This window comes from Gulosibacter sediminis, assembly GCF_030011715.1.
GTDB classification, from domain to species: domain Bacteria; phylum Actinomycetota; class Actinomycetes; order Actinomycetales; family Microbacteriaceae; genus Gulosibacter; species Gulosibacter sediminis.
Genome location: NZ_JASCYH010000005.1, coordinates 32,387 through 52,044 on the forward strand (window position 1 = coordinate 32,387; position 19,658 = coordinate 52,044).

16 protein-coding genes and 3 tRNA genes are annotated in these 19,658 nt (G+C 66.0%); 12 read left to right on the top strand and 7 right to left on the bottom strand.

Annotation, left to right across the window (positions count from 1 at the left end; all coding sequences use genetic code 11):
• Positions 1-290 precede the first annotated feature (290 nt).
• Positions 291-1,916 (top strand): HNH endonuclease, encoded by a 1,626-nt coding sequence (locus tag QM019_RS03390; protein ID WP_282851858.1) that lies wholly within the window; start codon positions 291-293, stop codon positions 1,914-1,916.
• 199 nt (positions 1,917-2,115) lie between these two features.
• Here the strand turns inward: QM019_RS03390 and QM019_RS03395 are convergent.
• Positions 2,116-2,197, bottom strand: a tRNA-Tyr gene (locus tag QM019_RS03395).
• An 86-nt stretch (positions 2,198-2,283) separates the two neighbouring features.
• Here QM019_RS03395 and QM019_RS03400 point away from each other — a divergent pair.
• From QM019_RS03400 to QM019_RS03420, 5 genes are all read left to right on the top strand, one after another.
• Complete coding sequence (locus QM019_RS03400; RefSeq protein WP_282851859.1) at positions 2,284-3,129, top strand: inositol monophosphatase family protein; 846 nt, start codon at positions 2,284-2,286, stop codon at positions 3,127-3,129.
• Between the two features lie 203 nt (positions 3,130-3,332).
• Positions 3,333-4,685 (top strand): M23 family metallopeptidase, encoded by a 1,353-nt coding sequence (locus QM019_RS03405; protein ID WP_282827689.1) that lies wholly within the window; start codon positions 3,333-3,335, stop codon positions 4,683-4,685.
• Positions 4,686-4,816: 131 nt separating this feature from the next.
• Positions 4,817-4,891: transfer RNA gene (locus QM019_RS03410), tRNA-Thr, on the top strand.
• 29 nt (positions 4,892-4,920) lie between these two features.
• Positions 4,921-4,994: transfer RNA gene (locus QM019_RS03415), tRNA-Met, on the top strand.
• A 135-nt stretch (positions 4,995-5,129) separates the two neighbouring features.
• The gene (locus QM019_RS03420) at positions 5,130-5,420 is read left to right on the top strand and encodes a carboxymuconolactone decarboxylase family protein (RefSeq protein ID WP_428831953.1); all 291 of its coding nucleotides are present in this window, start codon (positions 5,130-5,132) and stop codon (positions 5,418-5,420) included.
• 233 nt (positions 5,421-5,653) lie between these two features.
• Here QM019_RS03420 and QM019_RS03425 read toward each other — a convergent pair whose 3' ends face one another.
• The 3 genes from QM019_RS03425 to QM019_RS03435 all read right to left on the bottom strand — a co-directional run bounded on the left by QM019_RS03425 (position 5,654) and on the right by QM019_RS03435 (position 9,570).
• Complete coding sequence (locus QM019_RS03425) at positions 5,654-7,126, bottom strand: hypothetical protein (protein ID WP_282851861.1); 1,473 nt, start codon at positions 7,124-7,126, stop codon at positions 5,654-5,656.
• A 144-nt stretch (positions 7,127-7,270) separates the two neighbouring features.
• On the bottom strand, positions 7,271-8,224 hold the full coding sequence (locus QM019_RS03430) for a PIG-L deacetylase family protein (protein WP_282851862.1): 954 nt from the start codon (positions 8,222-8,224) through the stop codon (positions 7,271-7,273).
• A 104-nt stretch (positions 8,225-8,328) separates the two neighbouring features.
• A complete protein-coding gene (locus QM019_RS03435; protein ID WP_282851863.1) occupies positions 8,329-9,570 on the bottom strand; it encodes a glycosyltransferase in 1,242 nt (413 codons plus the stop codon).
• Positions 9,571-9,663: 93 nt separating this feature from the next.
• Between QM019_RS03435 and QM019_RS03440 the strand changes: the two genes are divergently transcribed.
• From QM019_RS03440 to QM019_RS03450, 3 genes are all read left to right on the top strand, one after another.
• On the top strand, positions 9,664-9,969 hold the full coding sequence (locus QM019_RS03440; protein WP_282851864.1) for a hypothetical protein: 306 nt from the start codon (positions 9,664-9,666) through the stop codon (positions 9,967-9,969).
• Between the two features lie 268 nt (positions 9,970-10,237).
• Positions 10,238-10,717 (top strand): FBP domain-containing protein, encoded by a 480-nt coding sequence (locus QM019_RS03445; protein WP_282851865.1) that lies wholly within the window; start codon positions 10,238-10,240, stop codon positions 10,715-10,717.
• Positions 10,718-10,986: 269 nt separating this feature from the next.
• A complete protein-coding gene (locus QM019_RS03450; protein ID WP_282851866.1) occupies positions 10,987-12,582 on the top strand; it encodes an AMP-binding protein in 1,596 nt (531 codons plus the stop codon).
• On the opposite strand, the gene QM019_RS03455 is transcribed toward QM019_RS03450, so the two are convergent.
• On the bottom strand, positions 12,583-13,365 hold the full coding sequence (locus tag QM019_RS03455; protein ID WP_282851867.1) for a GntR family transcriptional regulator: 783 nt from the start codon (positions 13,363-13,365) through the stop codon (positions 12,583-12,585).
• 2 nt (positions 13,366-13,367) lie between these two features.
• On the bottom strand, positions 13,368-14,858 hold the full coding sequence (locus QM019_RS03460; protein ID WP_282851868.1) for an aldehyde dehydrogenase: 1,491 nt from the start codon (positions 14,856-14,858) through the stop codon (positions 13,368-13,370).
• A gap of 170 nt (positions 14,859-15,028) precedes the next feature.
• Here QM019_RS03460 and QM019_RS03465 point away from each other — a divergent pair, with 170 nt between their 5' ends.
• The 3 genes from QM019_RS03465 to QM019_RS03475 are packed head-to-tail and all read left to right on the top strand — an operon-like array spanning position 15,029 to position 18,194.
• Entirely contained in the window at positions 15,029-16,408 is a 1,380-nt protein-coding gene (locus QM019_RS03465; RefSeq protein ID WP_282851869.1) for an MFS transporter, read from the top strand.
• A 14-nt stretch (positions 16,409-16,422) separates the two neighbouring features.
• Positions 16,423-17,388: an NAD(P)-dependent oxidoreductase gene (locus QM019_RS03470; protein WP_282851870.1), complete on the top strand. Its 966-nt coding sequence runs from the start codon at positions 16,423-16,425 to the stop codon at positions 17,386-17,388.
• Positions 17,385-18,194 (top strand): N-acyl homoserine lactonase family protein, encoded by an 810-nt coding sequence (locus tag QM019_RS03475; RefSeq protein ID WP_282851871.1) that lies wholly within the window; start codon positions 17,385-17,387, stop codon positions 18,192-18,194. The genes QM019_RS03470 and QM019_RS03475 overlap by 4 nt, the downstream gene beginning before the upstream one ends.
• Here QM019_RS03475 and QM019_RS03480 read toward each other — a convergent pair whose 3' ends face one another.
• Positions 18,195-19,631 carry a protein adenylyltransferase SelO gene (locus QM019_RS03480; protein WP_282851872.1) on the bottom strand — a complete coding sequence of 479 codons (1,437 nt, stop codon included), beginning with the start codon at positions 19,629-19,631 and terminating at the stop codon, positions 18,195-18,197.
• Between the last annotated feature and the right edge of the window lie 27 nt (positions 19,632-19,658).

The window sequence follows — 19,658 nt, forward strand, 5'->3', positions numbered from 1 at the left end:
GCTGATGCTGATGCGAGTGCGGGTGCGGGTGCGGGGCGGGTGCGATGACGGTTGGGGCGCGTGCCCCGGGCACCTGGGCATCGTCGTGTCGGGGTGCCTCGGTCGTGTCGGTGGCTCGGGTGACAATGAGTTTGCAGTAAGAGACAGGTGTCCACAGGGGAACGGTAGGTGCGAAAATTGCGGAACCTGGGAGCCAGCTTCGAACATAAATACTACATAGATTGACTTTGAGCCTGCTACTCGTAGAATAGAAGTACGCACTGTTGCAGTCACCTGAGGAGGTGATTCCGATGTCCGTCACCAACTTTTCTGACTTCTCGTTCGCCGACCACTCCCACGCAGGACGCCTGCGCACGAGGTTCACCGAGTTAATGGGGTCGTGGGAATCCCTCACCCACGGGCGGGGCTCGTCGGAAGAGCTTGCGTATTCGCTGACGGGCGCGGATGATGCGGACGTGCTCGATTTTCTCCAGCACCTTGGGGCGATGCACCGCCAACTCGGTGCGGCGGTCGCGGTCGTCGCGAACGAGGTCGCGGTGCGCTCTGACGTGACACGTGGTGAGGAGGCGTTGGCGCGCCGCCACGGCTGCCGCGACGCCAGCGACCTTGTCGCCGAGACCCTGCGGACCGAGAAGCGCGATGCCGACGCGTACGTCCGCATCGGGAAGGACGTCGTTGGCCAGGAACGCTGGAACGGCGAACGCTTCGTGCCGCCGGCGCAGCACGTCGCGACCGCGCTACAAGCAGGTGAACTCGGGCTCGCGCACGCGAACGAGGTCGTGAAGCTCCGCCGCCGCATGGCTCCCCGCGTCCTCGAAGAAGAACTCGCCGAGGGGGAACGCGAGATTGTTGAGGTCGCGAAGACCGGCATGCGCATCCCCGACTTCCGCAAGGTCGAAGCCCGGTTGGAGGCGCAACTCGACCCGGACGGGCTCGAGCCGTCCTTCCTCAAGCAACGGCGGGAGCGGAGCGTCAAGATCTCTACCGACATCGACACGGGCATGCTGCACGTGAAGGCGAAGCTCGATCCGGAAGCTGGCATGTATGTCGCGAAGTTCTTCGAGGCGTATTGCACGAACGCGCTGCGCACCTCTCGCGGCAACAACGTGAAGGGCGACCCGGAACTCCCCACCGATGGTGAGGTCGCGGGGTCGACGGTCATGTTCCGCCCGACCGGCGACGGCGGGGAGCCAGTCTCGGTCGACGAGGGTACTGCGCCGGTTGCGGTGGACCAGGACACGCGGTCGATTCCGCAGATGCAGGCCGATGCGCTCGTCGAAGCGTGTAAGCACCTGCTTGGTTGCGCGCAGGACGAGGTTCCTGGGGTGACGACGACGGTGTTGATTCGGATGCATGCCGAGGGCCTGCGCGCGCACCTGACGGGCAAGGGCGAGGCGGCCGAGTCCGAGGGTGGTGCGATGCTCGATGCCGGGAACCTGCGTCGTCGCGCCTCGGCCGCGAACATCATTCCTGTCGTCCTCGGCGGTGACAGCGAAGTCCTCGACCTGGGGCGCGAATATCGCCACTTCTCGCGGGCGCAGCGCCTCGCCTTGGTGGAGCGGGATGGTGGGTGTGCGTTCTGTGGCCTGCCACCCGGGATGACGGAAGCGCACCATATCGAGTGGTGGAAAGCGCACGACGGCACGACGGATATCGATAACGGGGTGCTGTTGTGTACCTCGTGTCACCATCGGGTGCATGAGGGGTGGGGTGTCCGGATCACGCATGAACCGGGGCCGCCTGCGCAAGTCGCGCGCGAAAAGTCGCGGGGTGGTGGCACAGTGTGGTTCATCCCACCCGAGCACCTGGATTGGACGCAGGAGCCGCGCCTTGGCGGGCGCAAACGGTTCGATATCGGGTACCGGCTCGAGCATCCACCGACCCCGCTACCCGAGACCGTCGGGCGCGGCTGGTAAGAGCCGGGGGAGAACTCCGCCTCGAGCAGCATGCCGCTGCGCGTTTCGGGCCCGCATCGTCGAACGGTGCGGGTCCCACTCTCATTGACGGCGAGTAGAGCCTCGGCGCAATGGAAAAACCTCAGCGCAACGAAACAGCCCCCAGCCTGCTGAATCTTCAGCTTGCTGGGGGCTGCGTTCCGCTCAGTAGTGCGGAATGTGGCTAGTGAGGGATTCGAACCCCCGAAGGCTGAGCCGTCTGATTTACAGTCAGATCCCTTTGGCCGCTCGGGCAACTAGCCGGGTTGTGCGCGATTAAGCGTACCGGACGAGTTTACACAAAAACGCGACACCCGTGCACGTTGATTCCGGCTGCTACCGTCGCGGCGTGACGAATTCGAGCATCCACGACCAACTGCCCGAGCTGCTGCGCATCGCATCCGAGCTTGCCGCCGAAGCCGGCCAGCTGATCGCGACCCGCCGACGCGAGGGAATCTCCGTCACCGCCACCAAGAGCAGCAGCGTGGATATCGTGACCGAGGCAGACCGCGAGTGCGAGGCGTTCATCCGTGCTCGCCTCGGCGAGCTCCGCCCCGACGACGGCTTCTTCGGCGAAGAAAGCGACGCGAGCGCGACGAAGTCCGGCATCACTTGGGTCGTTGATCCCATCGACGGCACCGTCAACTATCTCTACGGCCTCCCCAACTACGCGGTGTCGATCGCGGCGGTCACGGGTGATCCCTCGATTCAGCCCACCGAGTTCGAAATTCTCGCCGGCGCAGTCGTGAGTCCTGAGCAGGGCGAGACATACACCGCGGTCGCGGGTGGCGGCGCCTGGCGCAATGGCGAACCGCTGCAGCTGGGCGAGGGCCCCGAGGATATCGCGCGCACGCTCGTCGCGACCGGCTTCTCGTATACCGCCGCCCGCCGTGAGTTGCAGGCGCAGGCCCTGCTCAATGTGATCGGGAAGGTTCGCGACCTCCGCCGCATCGGTGCGGCATCGCTCGACCTCTGCGCCGTCGCCACCGGCCAGATCGACGCGTACTACGAGTTCGGGCTGAGCCAATGGGACTGGGCGGCCGGCGCCCTGATCGCGAAAGAGGCGGGTGCGAGCGTGTCGGGCCTCGACTTGGAGCAGCGCGAGGGACGCAGTAGTCTTGTGGCTGGCCATCCGCGCATCGTGGCGCAGTTGGTCGATCTGTTATCTGAGGTCACGCCCCAAGATCTGCTCTGATCAGGGACTTTTACCAAATCGTGATTTAGCCTTGTCCTATTCGTAACTTTATCGTTATGATTGGCGAGTCCAAATTCTTCGGTGAAGATCCCCCTATCTGGAGCGAGTACGTAATGACGGATGGTCTCGACTCGACGCAGCCTATGGTGGCGTTGACACGACGGGAACTGCGCGAGCGCGAGCGAGCGGCAGAACGTGCGGCAATGTTGGCCCGGCAAGCGGCGAACTCGACGACAGCCGAAGTTGCGGCTCCCGAGGCTGCGGCTGAGGTCGCACCACAGCAGGAAGCGCCCGCTCTGACGCGACGCGAGATCCGCGAGGCAGAGCGCGCCGCCGAGCGCGAGCAGCAGCTCCGCAGCGCATCGGCCCAGGCTGCGCAGGCCGCCGCCCGGGTCAACCCCGAACTCTTCGCCGCTCCCCAGGCTCCCGCCGAGCCCTCGGTTGCCGAACCCGCCAACTCCGAGACGGTCACGAACTTCACGACGGAAATCGTCGAGACGCTCAACCCCGCAACCGGCCCTATCTCCATCGCGCCGATCATCTCGCTCGAAGACGTGCGCGCGGCCCGCAACGACGTTGACGAGAACTCGCTTCCCGAGGCGCCCGTCGGTGAGCCCGAGATTCCCGCAGCCTTCCTTCGCGCATCCGCCGACGACGCGACCGGCACCGTGTTGCCGTTCCGCGGTCGTGGCAGCGGCGCCGGCAAGTTCGGCGGCTCGATGGTTGCCCTGAGTTTCCTCGCCGGCACCGTCATGCTCGGCGCTGGCTCGGCCGCCGCGATTGGCGCGCTCAGCTCGAGCGACGCCGAGGTTGCGCAGGCCGACGCGGCGCAGCAGGCCGCCGTCGAAGAGAACGCGCAGTCGCTTTCAGTCTCGGGTCAGGCTGTCGCGCACGAGTCCACTCGCACCGATGACGCCACCGCCGTGACCTCGATCGGCACCGCCGCCGCCGCGAACCTCGCCGCCGGCGTGAAGCTGCCCGACTCGACCACCTACGAGAACGACATCACCGCGAACGTGCAGTGGCCGTTCCCGATGGGCGTTCAGCTCACCGACGGTTATGGCCCGCGTAACGGCCCCGCCGGTACCTCGGGTTTCCACGGTGGCCAGGACTTCACCCCCGGTGAGGGCACCCCGATCGGCGCAATCGCCGACGGTGTGGTGAAGAAGGTCGACCTCGACGGCGCTTCGTCGCTCGGTAACTACATCGAGGTTGAGCACGTCATTGAAGGCCAGCGCGTCACCTCGCTCTACGCGCACCTCGACCCGAGCACCATCAAGGTCGAAGAGGGTGACGAGGTCCAGGTCGGCGACGAGCTCGCTGGTGTTGGCAACAGCGGCCTTTCGACCGGCCCTCACCTTCACCTCGAGATCCACGTGAACGGCGACTACGTCGACCCGATCACGTTCCTCAAGAAGGTCAACGTCGCTGGTGTTGAGACCTCGATGCCGACCGAACTCACCGCCACGGTGGGCCTCGGCTCTGACTCGAAGCTCGAGTCGTCCGACAGCACCGCGCTCGTCGAAGACCTCTTCGTCAGCAAGATCAGCAACTAGTTTTTCGGATGCGCGGCTCGCCCCGGCGGCCGGTGCAACCAGCAACAACTGAATAGCCACCGGAGTTGCACATCGTAGGATGTGCTTGCTAGGCTCCTCTGGTGCCCAAGCGAGAAATCGTCTGTGGTTCCGCCCCGATAGCTCAGTGGTAGAGCACTTCCATGGTAAGGAAGGGGTCGCCAGTTCAATCCTGGCTCGGGGCTCCATCAGTTGCTCGACCGGCAGCTGATCCCGTGGCAGGGTAGCTCAGTTGGTGAGAGCGCACGACTCATAATCGTGAGGTCGCGGGTTCAAGCCCCGCTCCTGCTACCGCACAGAACGACCCCCGCAGTTGCGAGGGTCGTTCTTCTTTTCCATTGCGGGTCCAGGCGCACTGCGCAGGTACTCTCAGCGCATGACGAGCACGCAATCCCTGCCTGACCTTCCTCGCCAACAACGCGGCGTATATCGCGGTGCCGTCCGGATGGCACAGGCTGCCGTCGATGCGGCCGAGGCAGCCGGCGTCCTCGCTCGCTCGTCGAACTCGTCAACGTGCGCGTCTCGCAGATGAACGGATGCGCGCGCTGCCTCTCGGTGCACGTGCCCGCCGCGCGCGAGGCCAGCGTCGACGAGGCGAAGTTGCACCTCGCATCCGTCTGGCGCGAGGCAGGCGTCTTCAGCGACGTCGAGCGCGCGGGCCTCGAGATCGCGGAGCTCACGACCGAACTGCCGGCCGAGGCCGCGCGCGCCGCGTAAACCGCGGGTGCGGTGCTGACCTGAGCGACGAACAGATCACCGCGATCGAGTGGATCGCCATCTCGATCGGGGTGTTCAATCGCATCTCGATCATCTCGGGTCACCATGTGTTGACTGAGAGGTTTGCGACCGGCGCCGGTGACCCCGTCGAGAACTAGGGATCAACCGCATGACTGCAATCGCGAGCAGTTCCTTGCCGCCGCAAGCCGCGTCGCACGGCATGCGTGCCAGAGCTACTGATGCGTCACGAGTTGGGGCTGCGGATCGACCGCGAGCGTCTCGGCGGGCGTGAACGTCGGGGTGTCTTCATCGATGAAGTTCTTCCAGCCGAGCGCCATGCCGTCGGGCAGGTCGGCGATGAGCGCGTTCCACGTCTCCATCTTGAGCCCCGGCGTGCCGTGTCCATCGATATGCACGACGAGCTGGAGCGTGTCGTGGCCGGTGGCGATGTTGTCGCGATCACCAAGCATGTCACCACGAAACTCGTGCAGCACCACGATCTTCTGCGGCAGCTCGTGCTCAGTCGTGAACTCGGCGAGCCACTCGAGCGTCTCGTTGATCTCCTCGTCGCTCACGGTGCCGATCTGCTCGAGATGATGCTGCCCGGGCTTCAGGCGCCACTCGGGGTCGAGCGCGAGGCCAACGTGCGGCTCGGCCAGCAGTGACTCATACTGCTGCGCCTGCTCGGGGAACGACGACAGCCCCGGTTGCAGGTCGAGCACGACGTAGATGTCCTCTTCGGCGGCGCGGTCGATCCACGGGCGCAGCGCCTCGGGATCGCTCTCGGCCGAGTAGTCGCCGTCGTCGCCAGCGCTGCCGCTCGCGAGTGTCACGATGATCTCGAAGGTCGGCACGACCTGCTTGTCGGTGAGCGCCTGGTACTCGGCGGCGCGCTCCTTCACGTCGTGCACCGCCCAGTCGAGGTCGTGCTCGCCGAGCACGCCGAGCACGGGTTCGCCGGGGTAGCCGTAGTCGGCGACGAGGATGCGGTCATGCAGCGGGAGCATCCCGCCGCCCGGCAGCTCGGCAGCGTTCAGGGCCGTGCCAAAGCGCTGCGCGAAGTCGTCGCTGGCGCCGAACGCGTCACCAAACCCAAGAACATTCGCCCCCGGATGTTCGCGGGCGATCGCGACCGTCTCGCTCGTCGCGCGCGGGTCGCCACCAGGCAGCGCCTCGACGCTGCCCCCGACCGCGGCGAGCGTCGCGGCCGGTACCAGCGCGGCGTCTGGCACTTCGCCATCCTCGGTGAACAGCACGGCGGGTGCAGGTTCCTCCGTCCAGCTGAGCTGGGGCACCTCGGTCGACGCAGGGTCGGCGGCCGCATCAATTGAGATCACGCTCACCCCGCCCGGATCGACCTCGTCGTCGTTCGCGGTGACGACCGTGGTAACACCGAGCCGCTCGAGTTCGCCGCCGAGGCTGGGGCCGTCCACGAGCAGCGGTGCTCCCGCCGCCACCGCATCATCAGCGAGTTCGCCCGCGTGCTGGGCCGTGGCCACGAACGCAAGATCGCTCGTCTCGAACAATGCGGTGCTTACGGAGATCGAGGCCGCGCTCGGATCGTCGACGGCGAGCGACACGGCAGCAACCGCCTCGGCGCGCGGCCGTGCCTCGAGCGCGCCGCTGGCGCATCCGGTCACGGCCGCGAGCGGCGCCGCGACCCCGAGCAGGACGAGCAGGATGCGGATGACGGGACGGCGGAGCATGAGACCTCGGCGGTTGGCGGAGCGGGCACCCGGCCCGCGAGTACGCCGCGAGTCTAGCCGCCAAGCCTCTCCGCACCCGTAATGCCGCCTGGCTCGGCAACGTGCGGAGGCGCGTCGCCGTCGGGGTTCCGTGAAGTGATCCGGCTAGGTGACGATGCGCAGGCCGATGTCGGTCTCAACACGCTGTCGCTGGCCGCCCGAGTGCGTGAGCTGGCGTCCATCCGCGTCGACCGTAAGTTGGGTGCGGTGACTGCGCAGGGCCTCGAGCACAGCAGCGCGCTGGTACGGCAGCGTGAACCACTCGACGCCGGGCAAGTTCGGGTCGTCGATGAGCTCGGCCAAGCGAATGCCGGATGCGCGGGCGACGGCGAGCGCCGCCTCGCGGGCCCGCAGGTGGTCGGGATGCCCGTAGCCGCCCGCATCGTCATAGCTCACGATGACCTCGGGGCGCTCGACCGCGACGACCGCCGTGAGATCGGCGACCACCTCGGCGAGCGGCGCCGTGGTGAATGACCGGGCGTCGCTCGAGTCGGCCGGCCCAGCGACGCCGGGGCGCACCCACTGCATGCCCGAGTCGCGGTAGATCCGCGCATCGGTGAACGCGGTGGCCTCCGCGAAAGCGTCTGCTCGTACGTAGGCACTCGTGCCTGCACCCGCATGCCCATGGATGTTCGCATCTGCGTTCGCCTTCGTGCCCGTATCCGCGCCAATTGCGGTTCCCGCGTCGGCGCCCTCAATCGCGTCCGCGTCCTCGCCGGCGTCCGCATCCGGCCCCGTAATCGCGTCCGCGACGGAACTCGCGGCCCACGCGGGCGGCGTCCCAAGCCAGTACTGCGCCGCAATGCCGAGCGCCTCGACCGATCCGCGAACCTCTCGCTCGCGCACCTCGGCGAGCTCGGCCTCGCTCGTGCGATCAGGCAGAACGCCGTCAACGATCTCGCCGGCCTCGCCGCGCGAGCAGGTCACGAGTGCCACCCGAACGCCGCGATCGTGCAGCTCGCGCAGCAGCGCACCGCCTGCGAGCACCTCGTCGTCGGGATGCGCGTGCACGACGAGCACGCGGCGCACCCCGGCAAGCAGGCTGTTGCGCTCAGGCATAGCTCTCCCCGTTTTCGACGTCGGCACGCACCGCGAACCGGTCGTGCTCCCACACCTCCAATTGGCTCGCGAGCTGGACGCAAGCAACTAGCGAGCCGTCGTGCTCAGCCACGCGCCGCTCGATCCACGAGACCGCGATACGCTTCGAGCAGCTGCCCAGCCGACGCATCCCAGCTCATTGCCCGCGCGTGAGCGAGCGCGGTCGCTGCCAGCCGCGCATACAGCCCCGCATCGCCGAGCACCCGCGCAATCGCGGCGGCCCAGTCGGCGGGCTCGCGGGTATCGACGAGCAGGCCCGTCTCGTCATGCCGCACCGATTCGGCGAGCCCGCCCGAGCGATACGCGATCGCCGGCAGCCCGCACGCCGCAGCCTCCAGCACGACGAGCCCAAACGTCTCAGAATGCGAGGGCATGAGCAGTACGTCAGCCTCGCGCATCTCGGCCGCGAATCCGGCGCGCGAAAGCGGTCCAGTGAACCGCACCCGCTCGGCAAGCCCATGCCGCGCGACTGCTTCGTGCAGCGACCGCTCGTAGGCGAGCGAATCGGGCGGCGGCGCGCCCACCACGACGAGGTCGGGCCGCGAGGCCCCGGGTAACTCGGCAACCGCGTCGACCGCGAGGTCGATGCCTTTGAGTGGATGCAGACGCCCGCCGACGATGAGTCGCGGCCGGTCGCCACCCGCACCCGGGGCCGCGACGACAGCATCCGCGGGATAAAACACCGTCTGGTCAACGCCCGGCGGCACGACGATGATCCGTTCGGGCGAGGCATTGAGCCGCTCGATCGCCGTGTCGCGCTCGGCGTCGCTGATGACGACGAGCGCATCCGACTCCCGGGCGAGCCGCGCCTCGCCCGCAAGCCGACCCGGCGACTCGGCCCGCTCGCCCGCCGAGAGCGCCAGCGAGGCGTCGGCCGCAATTGAGTGAAAACTCTGCACGAACGGCACGCCGAGCTCACGCGCGACCGGCAGCGCCGCGATGCCCGAAAACCAGTGCTCGCCGTGGATCACGTCGACCGGCACCTCGCGCAGCAGCGCCGCGAGGGCGTCGCGGAACGCGTCGATGAGCGCCTCGTGCTCGCCCTTCTCAATGGTGCGCGCCGGCCCCGCGCCCAGCGAGTGCAGCCGGAGGTTCGGCGCGAGCTCGACCACGGCGGGCTCATCGGGCCGCTGCCGGCGCGTGATCAGCTCGACCCGATGCCCGGCACGCGCGAGCACCTCGGCCTGCGCGCGCACGACGACGTTCATGCCGCCCGCATCCTTCGTGCCGGGCTCGTCGACGGGGGAGGTGTGCAGCACGACGAATGCGATGCCGAGAGGCGCGACCGAAGTAGCGTCAGAAGTCATGCTGCGACGCTACCGCGGCGAGCCCAGCACCGCACCCGTGGCCAACGCAACGGGTCACAGGCGCTGGCCAGGCGCATCCGCGAGGGTGGGTGCATGATCATTACGGCACAGGACGACGGATTCACGCTCAGCGAGCCCGACAATTTCTCAAGCTTCCATGTCGACGCGGGCGGCCGCACGAACGTCGAACTCACCGAGCTTGCGACGGCGCACGTCTCAGTGATCCCCATCGTCGACGCCGACCACCTCTGGGTGTCGGCCGACTTCCTGCGGCAGGAGGGCGACACCGACGAGCGCGCCGAGCAGCTCGATCGCCTCGTCGAGTTCGCGCGTGAAAAGGGTTGGTACGACGAGGATTCGCAGGCGATCCGCGCGCACGTCGAGAACCTCGGCGAGTAGTCGCGCGGCGAGCGAACGTACCAGTTCGCTCGTGATGGCGCGGGTGTAACGTTCTCGGGTGATGTTTTCAATGACTCAGCACGAGAGTGCGGCTGGAGGCCGTGGCGGCGCTGCCGCCACGGGTAGGTGACCTCGTCGCTCAGGCCGGTTCCGCGCATGCGCGGTGCTGGCGACTCGTGCTGCGCAATCTGCGTGGCGTACCGGCCCGGCGGCCGGTCCTGATCATCAACGCCGGCGCCGTCAGCGCGCCATTTGAAAGGCCATCATCATGATTCCGCTCACGGAAAAATTCATTCGCACCAACTTCATCAACGCTTCGAAAAAGGAGCGCTCGGAGCTCTCGCTGCCGGAGAACTTCGACGAGGTCGACTGGGACTCGCTCGACTACTTCGGCTGGCGCGACCCGCGCGTCGCCCGCCGCGCTTACGCCTTCGTGCCGATCGGTGGTGACGAGGTGCGCGGCATCCTGTTCCAGCAACAGCCGCCGCTCGCGAAGCCGCAGCTGTGCGGCTGGTGCCACGACGTGCGCCTGCCGAACGACGTCGTCTTCTCGAACGCGAAGCGCTCGGGCTCGTCGGGCCGCAACGGCAACACCGTCGCGGTCTACGTGTGCAAGAACTTCGAGTGCTCGTTCAACGTGCGCAATGACCCGCCGAGCCCGTACGACGGCTTCGACATGGATGCGGCACGCACCTCGCGCATCGAAGGCTTGCGCGAGCGCGCGGCCAAGTTTGCAGCCGAGCTCTAGCTGGTCGCAGCGCGGATAGGGACGGCGTGGGGTGAAGTGCCGCCCTGCTGCCCGCTGCTGCGCGTGGCCGGTGGCGCGGTCATCGACGACTGGCACGATGCTCACGGCTCCAGTTGCCGCTGAACCCGCCGTTGCGTGCGGGCTCCCTGCGTTTCCGAGAGCGCACACCAGGTGTCGTCACTATGCTCAGGGGCAACCTGCACGTGGTGACCTCGCAACGACGCGAGCCGCCCCGACCAGCGGCGACGCTGCCGCGGTGAGGAGTCCTCATGATCTTTACGAGCCCCTACGACGATGTCGAGATCCCTGCGGAAACGCTCTACGAGGCGATCTTCGTTGACCTGAATGAAGAGGATGCGGGCCGCGTCGCGATCGTCGACGGCCCGACCGGCAATACGACGACCTACGGCGAGCTGAAGACACAGGTCGATGCGATCGCTGGCGGGCTCGCCGAGCGGGGGATTGCTCCCGGCGACGTCGTCGCGCTGCACGCCCCGAACATCCCGGCGTTCGTCGCGATCTTCCACGCGATTCTCCGCGCCGGCGGCACCGTGACGACCGTGGCAGCCCTCTCGACGGCCGAAGACATCGAGCACCAGCTGCGCGCCGCGGGGGCGCGGATGCTCTTCACCATTTCGGCGCTCGGCAGCCAGTCGTTGCCAGCGGCCGCCGCGGCCGGCATCGCAAACGAGCAGGTCATCGTGCTCGACGGCGCCGAGGGCTACCCGAACCTTGGTGAGCTGCTCGCGTCGGCGACGACCGCCCCGAAACGCACCTTCGACCCCGAGTATCACCTCGCGGTGCTGCCGTTCTCGTCGGGTACGACGGGCGCGCCGAAGGGCGTCATGCTCACGCACCGCAACCTCGTGGCGAACCTCGTGCAGGCCGACGCCGCCATCGGGCTCCAGCCCGACGACCGGGTACTCGCGGTGCTGCCGTTCACTCACATCTACGGACTCACGGTGCTGCTCAATCTCGCGCTGCGCAATCGCGCGCGGCTTATTACGCTGCCGAAGTTCGACCTGCCCGAGTTCCTGCGCGCGATTCAGGACGAGCGGGCGACCGCGGTATTCATCGCGCCGCCCATCGCCGTCGCCCTCGCGAAGCACCCGCTTGTCGCGCAGTACGACCTCTCGTCAATCGACTTCGTGCTCTCGGGCGCCGCGGCCCTCGACGAGCAGCTCGCGAACTCGGTCGCGTTGCGGCTCGGCACGCGCATCCTGCAGGGCTACGGCATGACCGAGACGAGCCCCGTGACCCACGTCATTCCGCGCGACCGCGACGATCTCTCGCGAGGCTCGATCGGTGTGCCCGTGCCGAACACCGAGGTGCGCGTCGTTGACATCGAGACCGGCGACGACATCGAGGTGCCCGACGACGGCCTGAGCGAGCCCGGCGAGATGCTCATCCGCGGCCCGCAGGTCATGGTCGGCTACATGAACAACCACAGCGCGACGTCGGCGACGATCGGCTCCGACGGCTTCCTCCACACCGGCGACATCGTGCGCGTCGACGCGCACGGGCAGACGTTCGTCGTCGACCGGCTCAAGGAGCTCATCAAGTACAAGGGCTATCAGGTGCCGCCGGCCGAGCTCGAGGCGCTGCTGCTCACTAATCCGCTCATCGCCGACGCGGCCGTCGTCGCGTTCCCCGACCCCGAGGTCGGTGAGTTGCCGAAGGCCTTCGTTGTGCGGCAGCCCGGCGCCGAGCTCACCGAGCAGGATGTGCTCGACTTCGTCGCGGTGCACGCCGCGCCCCACAAGAAGGTGCGCCTCGTCGAGTTCATCGACGCGATCCCGAAGTCGAGCTCGGGCAAGATCCTGCGCCGCGAGCTGCGGGCGAGGGATGCGGCCGCGGTCGCGTAACTAGTTATTTGCGAAACGCGTGTGGAATAGCTCCTCTGCTGTCCGCAGGCCACGGAACACCAGTCGTTGGCTGATTCCGACGGCTGTCTTCGCATCGCGTTCCTCAAACGCGAGCTGAAGTCGGTCATGGTCGGCGCTAGATCGCACCAACTCGCCGGGGCGATCCAGGTGGAGTTTGCGCGGCACCATGTCGCGCACCGCAATGCTCTCAAGAAGCTCCGTGAGGACCTTATTCCGCGTGAGCGCAATCTGAGCCATGCGCGACACCACGACTATCCAGTGATACCGCAGCGTATCGCCGTCGGCGATGGCGTCGTGACGGGCATCTTGGAATCGTCGAAGCGTGAGAATGTCCTCGTCGGACGCGCGCAGCACGAGTTGCTCTGCCGCGAACCCGTACAGTTCGGCACGGACCCGATAGAGATCGTGAATGTCGTCGAGCCCCATGGACTTCACGAACGGTCGGCGTCGCGGCGGTACCTCGATTAGCCCCTGACGCTGGAGCATCGCGAACGCTTCACGTACAGGGGATCGGCTAGTGCCGAAGCGCGTAGCGATGCTCACCGAGTTGAGGTCACTGCCGGGCGCCAGATCGCCCTCGACTATCTCTCGCGTCAGCGCCAACACAATCTCTTGAGCTGAAGGCGATGCTGCCACATCGATGCTGTGGCGCAACACGAGCTCGGCGATGTTGTCTTGCGAGAAGTCGATCTGTAGCAGCTCGCGAAGCGCGTCCGGGGGAGCGGCGGTGCTCGCGGCGCTCTGACGATCAGCCGTGGTCATGCCTAGAATCTTGCCGTAAACGGGTCGCGAATGTCGTTCGACAGGTCGATCATGACGTTCTTGAAGCGAGTGAACTCGAGCAGTGCCTCAATGCCGCGTTCGCGACCGTAGCCGGAATGGCCTACTCCGCCGAACGGTGCCTGTGCCGCGCTCGTGCGGTATGTATTGACCCAAACGGTGCCGGCCCGCAACAGCTTCGCCACGCTGTGCGCACGACTCAGGTTTTGGGTCCATATTCCAGAAGCAAGCCCAAATTCCGTGCTGTTCGCGATCTCAACTGCTTCGTCATCGGAGTCGAACGGGATCACAGCCAGAGCTGGACCGAATACTTCCTGTTGAGCAAGGTCGCTGTCCGGCTTCACGTCGGTGAACACTGTGGGCGCAACAAAGAGGCCACCGAGTTGTTCGCTCGCCTCGACGCCTCCGGTTGCGAGGCGGGCACCGCTCGACTCGGCCGCCGCCAGCATACGAAGGATGTGCTCGTGCTGTCTGGCGTGTGCGACGGGCCCCATGTCAGTGGCCGGATCAACGGGGTCGCCGCAGCGGATAGACTCCGCGAGTTTGACGATGCCGTCGACGACTTCGTCGACGATGCTGCGGTGCACGAGCAGCCTCGATCCCGCGATACACGTCTGCCCGGATGCCGCAAAGATGCCCGAGACTGCGCCCGGAATCGCGCGATCGAGATCCGCGTCGGCAAAGATGATATTTGCCGACTTACCTCCGAGCTCGAGGGTGACCGGCGTTAGCTGATCTGCAGCCTGTCGGGCGATGATCTTGCCAACGCCGACGCTCCCGGTGAAGCTCACCCGATCGACCCGTGCATCCGTGGTGAGGTACTCGCCAACCTCCTGATCTCCGACCACGACATTGAATACGCCGGGAGGGAAGCCCGCCTCGACGATGTACTCGGCGAACTTCAGGGTGCTTGCGGCCGTAAATGGACTGGGTTTCACGACTATGGTGTTGCCCGCCGCGAGTGCTGGCGCCAGCTTGTTGGCGAGAAGCGAAATGGGAGAGTTCCAGGCAGTGATGAGCACCGCGACGCCGAGTGGTTCGCGGAGGGTGTAATCAAAGAGAGCCGGGTTATCGAGGGGCTTCGTTTCGCCACTGAGTTTGTCGGCCATGCTTGCCATAAAGCGATAGTTCCGCGCAGAGAAGTGCATCTGCGCCTTCGTCTCGCGAATGATCTTGCCGTTGTCGGTCGACTCGATCGTGGCGAGTTCCTCGGCGCGGCTATCGAGGATGTCGGCGAGTCGTTGCATGAGCTCTGCGCGACGAATGCCAGGTAGCGCCGCACCCCAGGCCGGTGCAGCCTTGGCTGCTGCAGCAATGGCCGCGTCGGCCTGCTCGATCGTCGCTTGCCGGACGTGGGCCCAGGTCTTGTTGGTGTACGGGTTCACCGATTCGAGGAGGTCTCCCCGGCCCGCAGTGCGCTGGCCAGCAATGTGGAGCGAAAACTCCTGGATCTTCTGTTCGGGCACGGCGCCCACCTTTCGGCGATCATCCTTGAACTGTCGACACTCAGCATAGACTGTGCCGGTAATTTGTCCAATATTGGGGAAAGATGCGGCTAAGTGTCGACAGCAACGCGTGATTTGGGTTAGTGTCGTGCCGAGCGTGACAACGCAATCGGAGACCAGACGGGCAAAGGAGCCTAATGATGTCCAACACTTCAACCAGCAAGACCGGCTACTGGAGCAGCCAATCGGGGCGTGCTACGGCCAGTTCATTTATCGGTACGACGATCGAGTGGTACGACTTTTACCTCTACGGCACTTCGTCGGCGCTCGTGTTCAACGTTCTATTCTTCCCCGACCTCGACCCGCTCATTGGCACGATCGCGGCCTTCGGCGCGTTCGCGGCCGGATTCCTTGTGCGGCCAATTGGAGGCATCGTCTTCGGACACTTCGGCGACCGGATCGGCCGCAAGAAGATGCTGGTCATCAGCCTGTTGATGATGGGAATCGCGACCGTCCTCATTGGCGCTCTCCCAACGTTCGATCAGGTCGGGATGCTCGCGCCGGTCCTGCTCGTCGCTCTTCGACTGGTGCAGGGCTTCGCGGTCGGCGGTGAGTGGGGCGGGGCAGCACTGATGTCGGTCGAACACGCACCCAAAAAGTGGCGTGGCCTCGCAGGGAGCGCGACGCAGGTAGGCTCGCCGGCCGGGCTGCTGCTGTCCACTGGAATCTTCGCGATTTTCTCGTCGCTCCCGGAAGACGCGTTCCTCACGTGGGGTTGGCGGATGCCGTTCCTCGTTAGCGTCTTGCTTATCGCGGTTGGCATGTTCATCCGTCTGCGAGTCGAAGAGACGCCGTCGTTCACGAATTCGATTCAACTGCAGGAAGCACCGAAGGTACCGCTCTTCGAAACGCTTGCGAAGCATCCGGTGACTGTCCTCATCGTGATCGGCCTCACCGTGGGTGCCTTTGCTGCCTTCTACATGTACGCCACTTTCGTCCTGACCTATGGCACGCAGTTCCTTGGCTTCGAGCGCGCTGACGTCTTGCTCGTCGTCTCGATCGCAGCGATCGGGCAGATCATCTTCATCCCGACGTTCGCGTGGCTTTCCGACAAGACGAGCCGGTTCGCGGTCTATCTTGCCGGGGGCATCGGCACAGTGCTCTTCGTCGGTCCCTTCTTCTTGATCAACGAGAGCGTCGTCTCGATCGGCGTGCTCATGGCGACGACGTTCCTTGGGCTGTCGATCTTCCAAGCATCGATGTACGCGGTCATGCCTGCGCTGTACTCCGAACTGTTCCCCGCATCCGTTCGCTACACGGGAGTGTCGCTCGGTGTCCAGATCGGTGGAGCGCTTGGTGGTGGGCTGACGCCGCTCTTCTTGACGTCGCTGCTCGCGACCGGCCAGCCAACGTGGCTCGTAATCGCTCCGTACATCATGGGCCTCGGCATCATCTGCATCATCTCGATCGTGGCGGCACGCGCCCGGATGCGTCGATACGTCCACGACGACACCGACCTCGTCGACGCGGTCATTTCGCAGCAGGCCACCGGTGCAAGACCGACAACCGTTCACCCCTAGGAGGAATCTTCAGCATGACTCAGCACGTAACACTTACCGCGAACGAATCTCAGGGCGTCGCATCAATTGGCCTCGTCGGACTGGGCAACATGGGCTACGCGGTGTGTCAGCGCCTCGGCGCGGGTAGCGACGTTGTTGCCTACGACATTTCGAAGGAACGAAGGCAACTCGCGTCAGCGCTTGAACGCGTCACAGCAACGGAGAGGCTTGAGGACCTCGCGGGCGCTGAGACCATTGTCTTGTCGTTGCCCCGGCCTGAGATTTCATTGAGTGTTCTCGCGCAAGTCAGCGAAGTGGTTCGTCCCGGCACCGTGGTGATCGAGACGAGCACGGTGACTCCTGACGCGGTCGAGAGCATGAAGGCTATTGCCGATGCCGCTGAGCTTTTACTCATCGACGCCGCCATTCTTTCGGGGACTGTCGACATGGCCGAGCACCGCTCGAAGTTGCTCGTCGGTGGTGATCGAGCGGCGATCGACCGAGCCGCGGGCGTGCTTGATCTGCTGTCTCCCAAATGGATCGAGTTCGGCGCATCGGGAAGCGGCATGGCGGCGAAGGTGATCAACAACGGTGTCGCGCACGCAACCATGGTGGTCCTGCTTGAGGCGTTTGCCATTGCACGATCGTACGACGTCGATCCGGGGCTCCTCGTTAACCTGCTCAAGGGTGAGGACGCGGGTCTGATTCGACCGCTGACCTTCCGCATCGACCAGCGAGTTGCGGGCGGCGACTACAAGGGTGGCATGTCGGTGGCGTCAGCACGGAAAGACTCTGAACTGATTGTTGACATGGCGAAGGCGGCGAAGGTTCCTTTGTTCGCGACCTCCGCGTCCCACAGCGTCTACGAACTCGCCCTTGGGATGGGCCTCGGAGGACTCGACTACGCGGCGATCGCGAACCTCTGGGAACAGGGGCTCCCCGGTACTCTGCAGTTCTCAAAGGATGAGGGCTGGGCACCAGCAGAGGAGGAGCTTCCGTGACACGTTTCGATGATGGAATCGTCGCGGTCCGGTATGCGGCCCGAACTGAGTCGAAGCGCGGCGAGCACTTTTACCGATTCGACGCCGATTGCTGCTGCGATGCGCTGCCGATCGACTACTTCGTTTGGATCGTGGCGACACCTGGCCGGCTGATTCTGCTCGATGCCGGATTTACCGCAGAGACTGCACATGCTCGGGGTAGCCGCGAGTTCTTTGGAACGATTGCGGAAAGCATTCGCGGGCTCGGTCGAAGCCCTGACGAGGTGACGGATGTGGTCTTGTCGCACCTGCATTACGACCACACCGGCCAGCTGCCGGACTTCCCAGAAAGCCGCATCTGGGTGCAGCAGCGGGAGTGGGACTTCTGGCACGGGCCCATGACGAGTCGGAAAATGTACTCCCACATCTACGAGCCACGCGATATTGAGTATCTCGACCAGCGATTCGCTAGCGGTGATGTGCGGTTGATCGAAGGTGACACCGAGATTGCACCGGGCGTGACGGCAAGACTGCTCGGCGGACATACGCCAGGGCTTCAGGTGCTCGAATGCAGTCTTGGCGACCGGGCGGTCGTCTTGGCTTCGGATGCGAGCCACTATTACGACAACTACGAGCTCGACGAACCATACGCGATCGTCGACCACGTGCCCTCGGTCCTCAACGCGTTTGACCGGATACGGGAACTTGTCGCGGATGAAGGCACATTCGTTCCTGGCCACGACCCGCTGGTGCGCGAACGATTCGTTCATCGCGTGAACGACGACGAAAACCTCGTCTTGGTCACGGCGCAGGCTGTCGTCGCGTAACTAGGTGCCGCAGTACGTGACGTACGGCCCGAACGCGGCGGGCGCCGCGGTGGCGAAGCGCTCGCCGCCGGGGCGCTCGGCGTAGGGCTCGGTGACGACCTCGAGCAGTTCGCCGAAGGGCGCGAGATCGCCGCGGCCGGCGGCGGCGAGCGCCTCCTCGACGAGGTGGTTGCGCGGAATGTAGGCGGGGTTGCTCCGCGCGATCAGCTCGGCGTCGGGCGTGACCTCGCGCCAGCGGTGCAGCCACGGGCGCACATCCGAAGCGTCGGCGAAAAGTCGCTCGACCGCGGCGTCGTCGCCCGTCGCCGCCGTCACGAGTGCGCGGAAGAACTCGGTGTAGTCGATCTGCTCCTCCTGCAGCAGCCGCAGCGTGGCGCTCGCGAGCGCATCCACCTGCGGGTCAGAGAGGTCGTCCGACAGGCCGAGCTTGTCGCGCATCCCGGCGAGCCACGCCCGCTGGTACTGCGGCGCGAACTGCTGCAGCTCGGCGGTCACGAGCGCGACCGCCTCCTCGCCCTCACCGACGAGCGGCAGCAGCGCCTCGCCGAGCCGCGCGAGGTCCCACTCGGCGATCGCCGGCTGGTTCGCGAACGCGTAGCGCCCGTGCTCGTCGATCGAGCTGAACCAGAGCGTCGGGTCGTAGGCGTCAAGGAACGCGCAGGGCCCGTAATCGATCGTTTCGCCCGAAATCGTCACGTTGTCGGTGTTCATCACGCCGTGAACGAAGCCGAGGCGCATCCAATCGGCGATGAGCCGGGCCTGGCGCGCAATCACCTCGCGGTAGAGGGCGAGCGCCGGCACCTCGGCGTCGGCCGCGGCGGGGGAGTGCCGCTCGACCGCGAAGTCGACGAGGCGCCGCAACGCTTCTGGTTCGTCGAGCGAGCGCGCGTACTGAAAGCTCCCGACGCGAAGGTGGCTGCTCGCGACCCGGACGAGCAGCGCGCCGCGCTCGGGGAAGTCGCGCTGCACGATGTGGCCCGTCGCGACGACGGCGAGCGCTCGCGTCGTCGGCACGCCGAGCGCGTACATCGCCTCGCTCATGAGGAACTCGCGCAGCATCGGCCCGAGCACCGCCTGGCCGTCGCCCCGGCGGGCGAACGGGGTCTTGCCCGAGCCCTTGAGGTGCACATCCCGCCGCTGCCCGTCGCGGTCGATGAGTTCGCCGAGCAGCAGCGCGCGGCCGTCACCGAGCCGCGGCGCGTACCAGCCGAACTGATGCCCAGAATAGATCTGTGCGACGGGTTGCCCGCCCTCGGGCACGGTCTGCCCCGTCAGCCAGCTGAGGCCCTCGGGCCCGCGCAGCCACGCGACGTCGAGCCCGAGCTCCTCGGCGAGTGACTCGTTGAGCACGAGCAGCTCGGCATTCGGCATCTCTTGCGCCCGCCACGGCTGCGCGAGCTCGGGCAGGGTGTCGGCGAATTCATGCTGCAACTGCATGCCCACCAGTTAACGACGGCCGGCTGG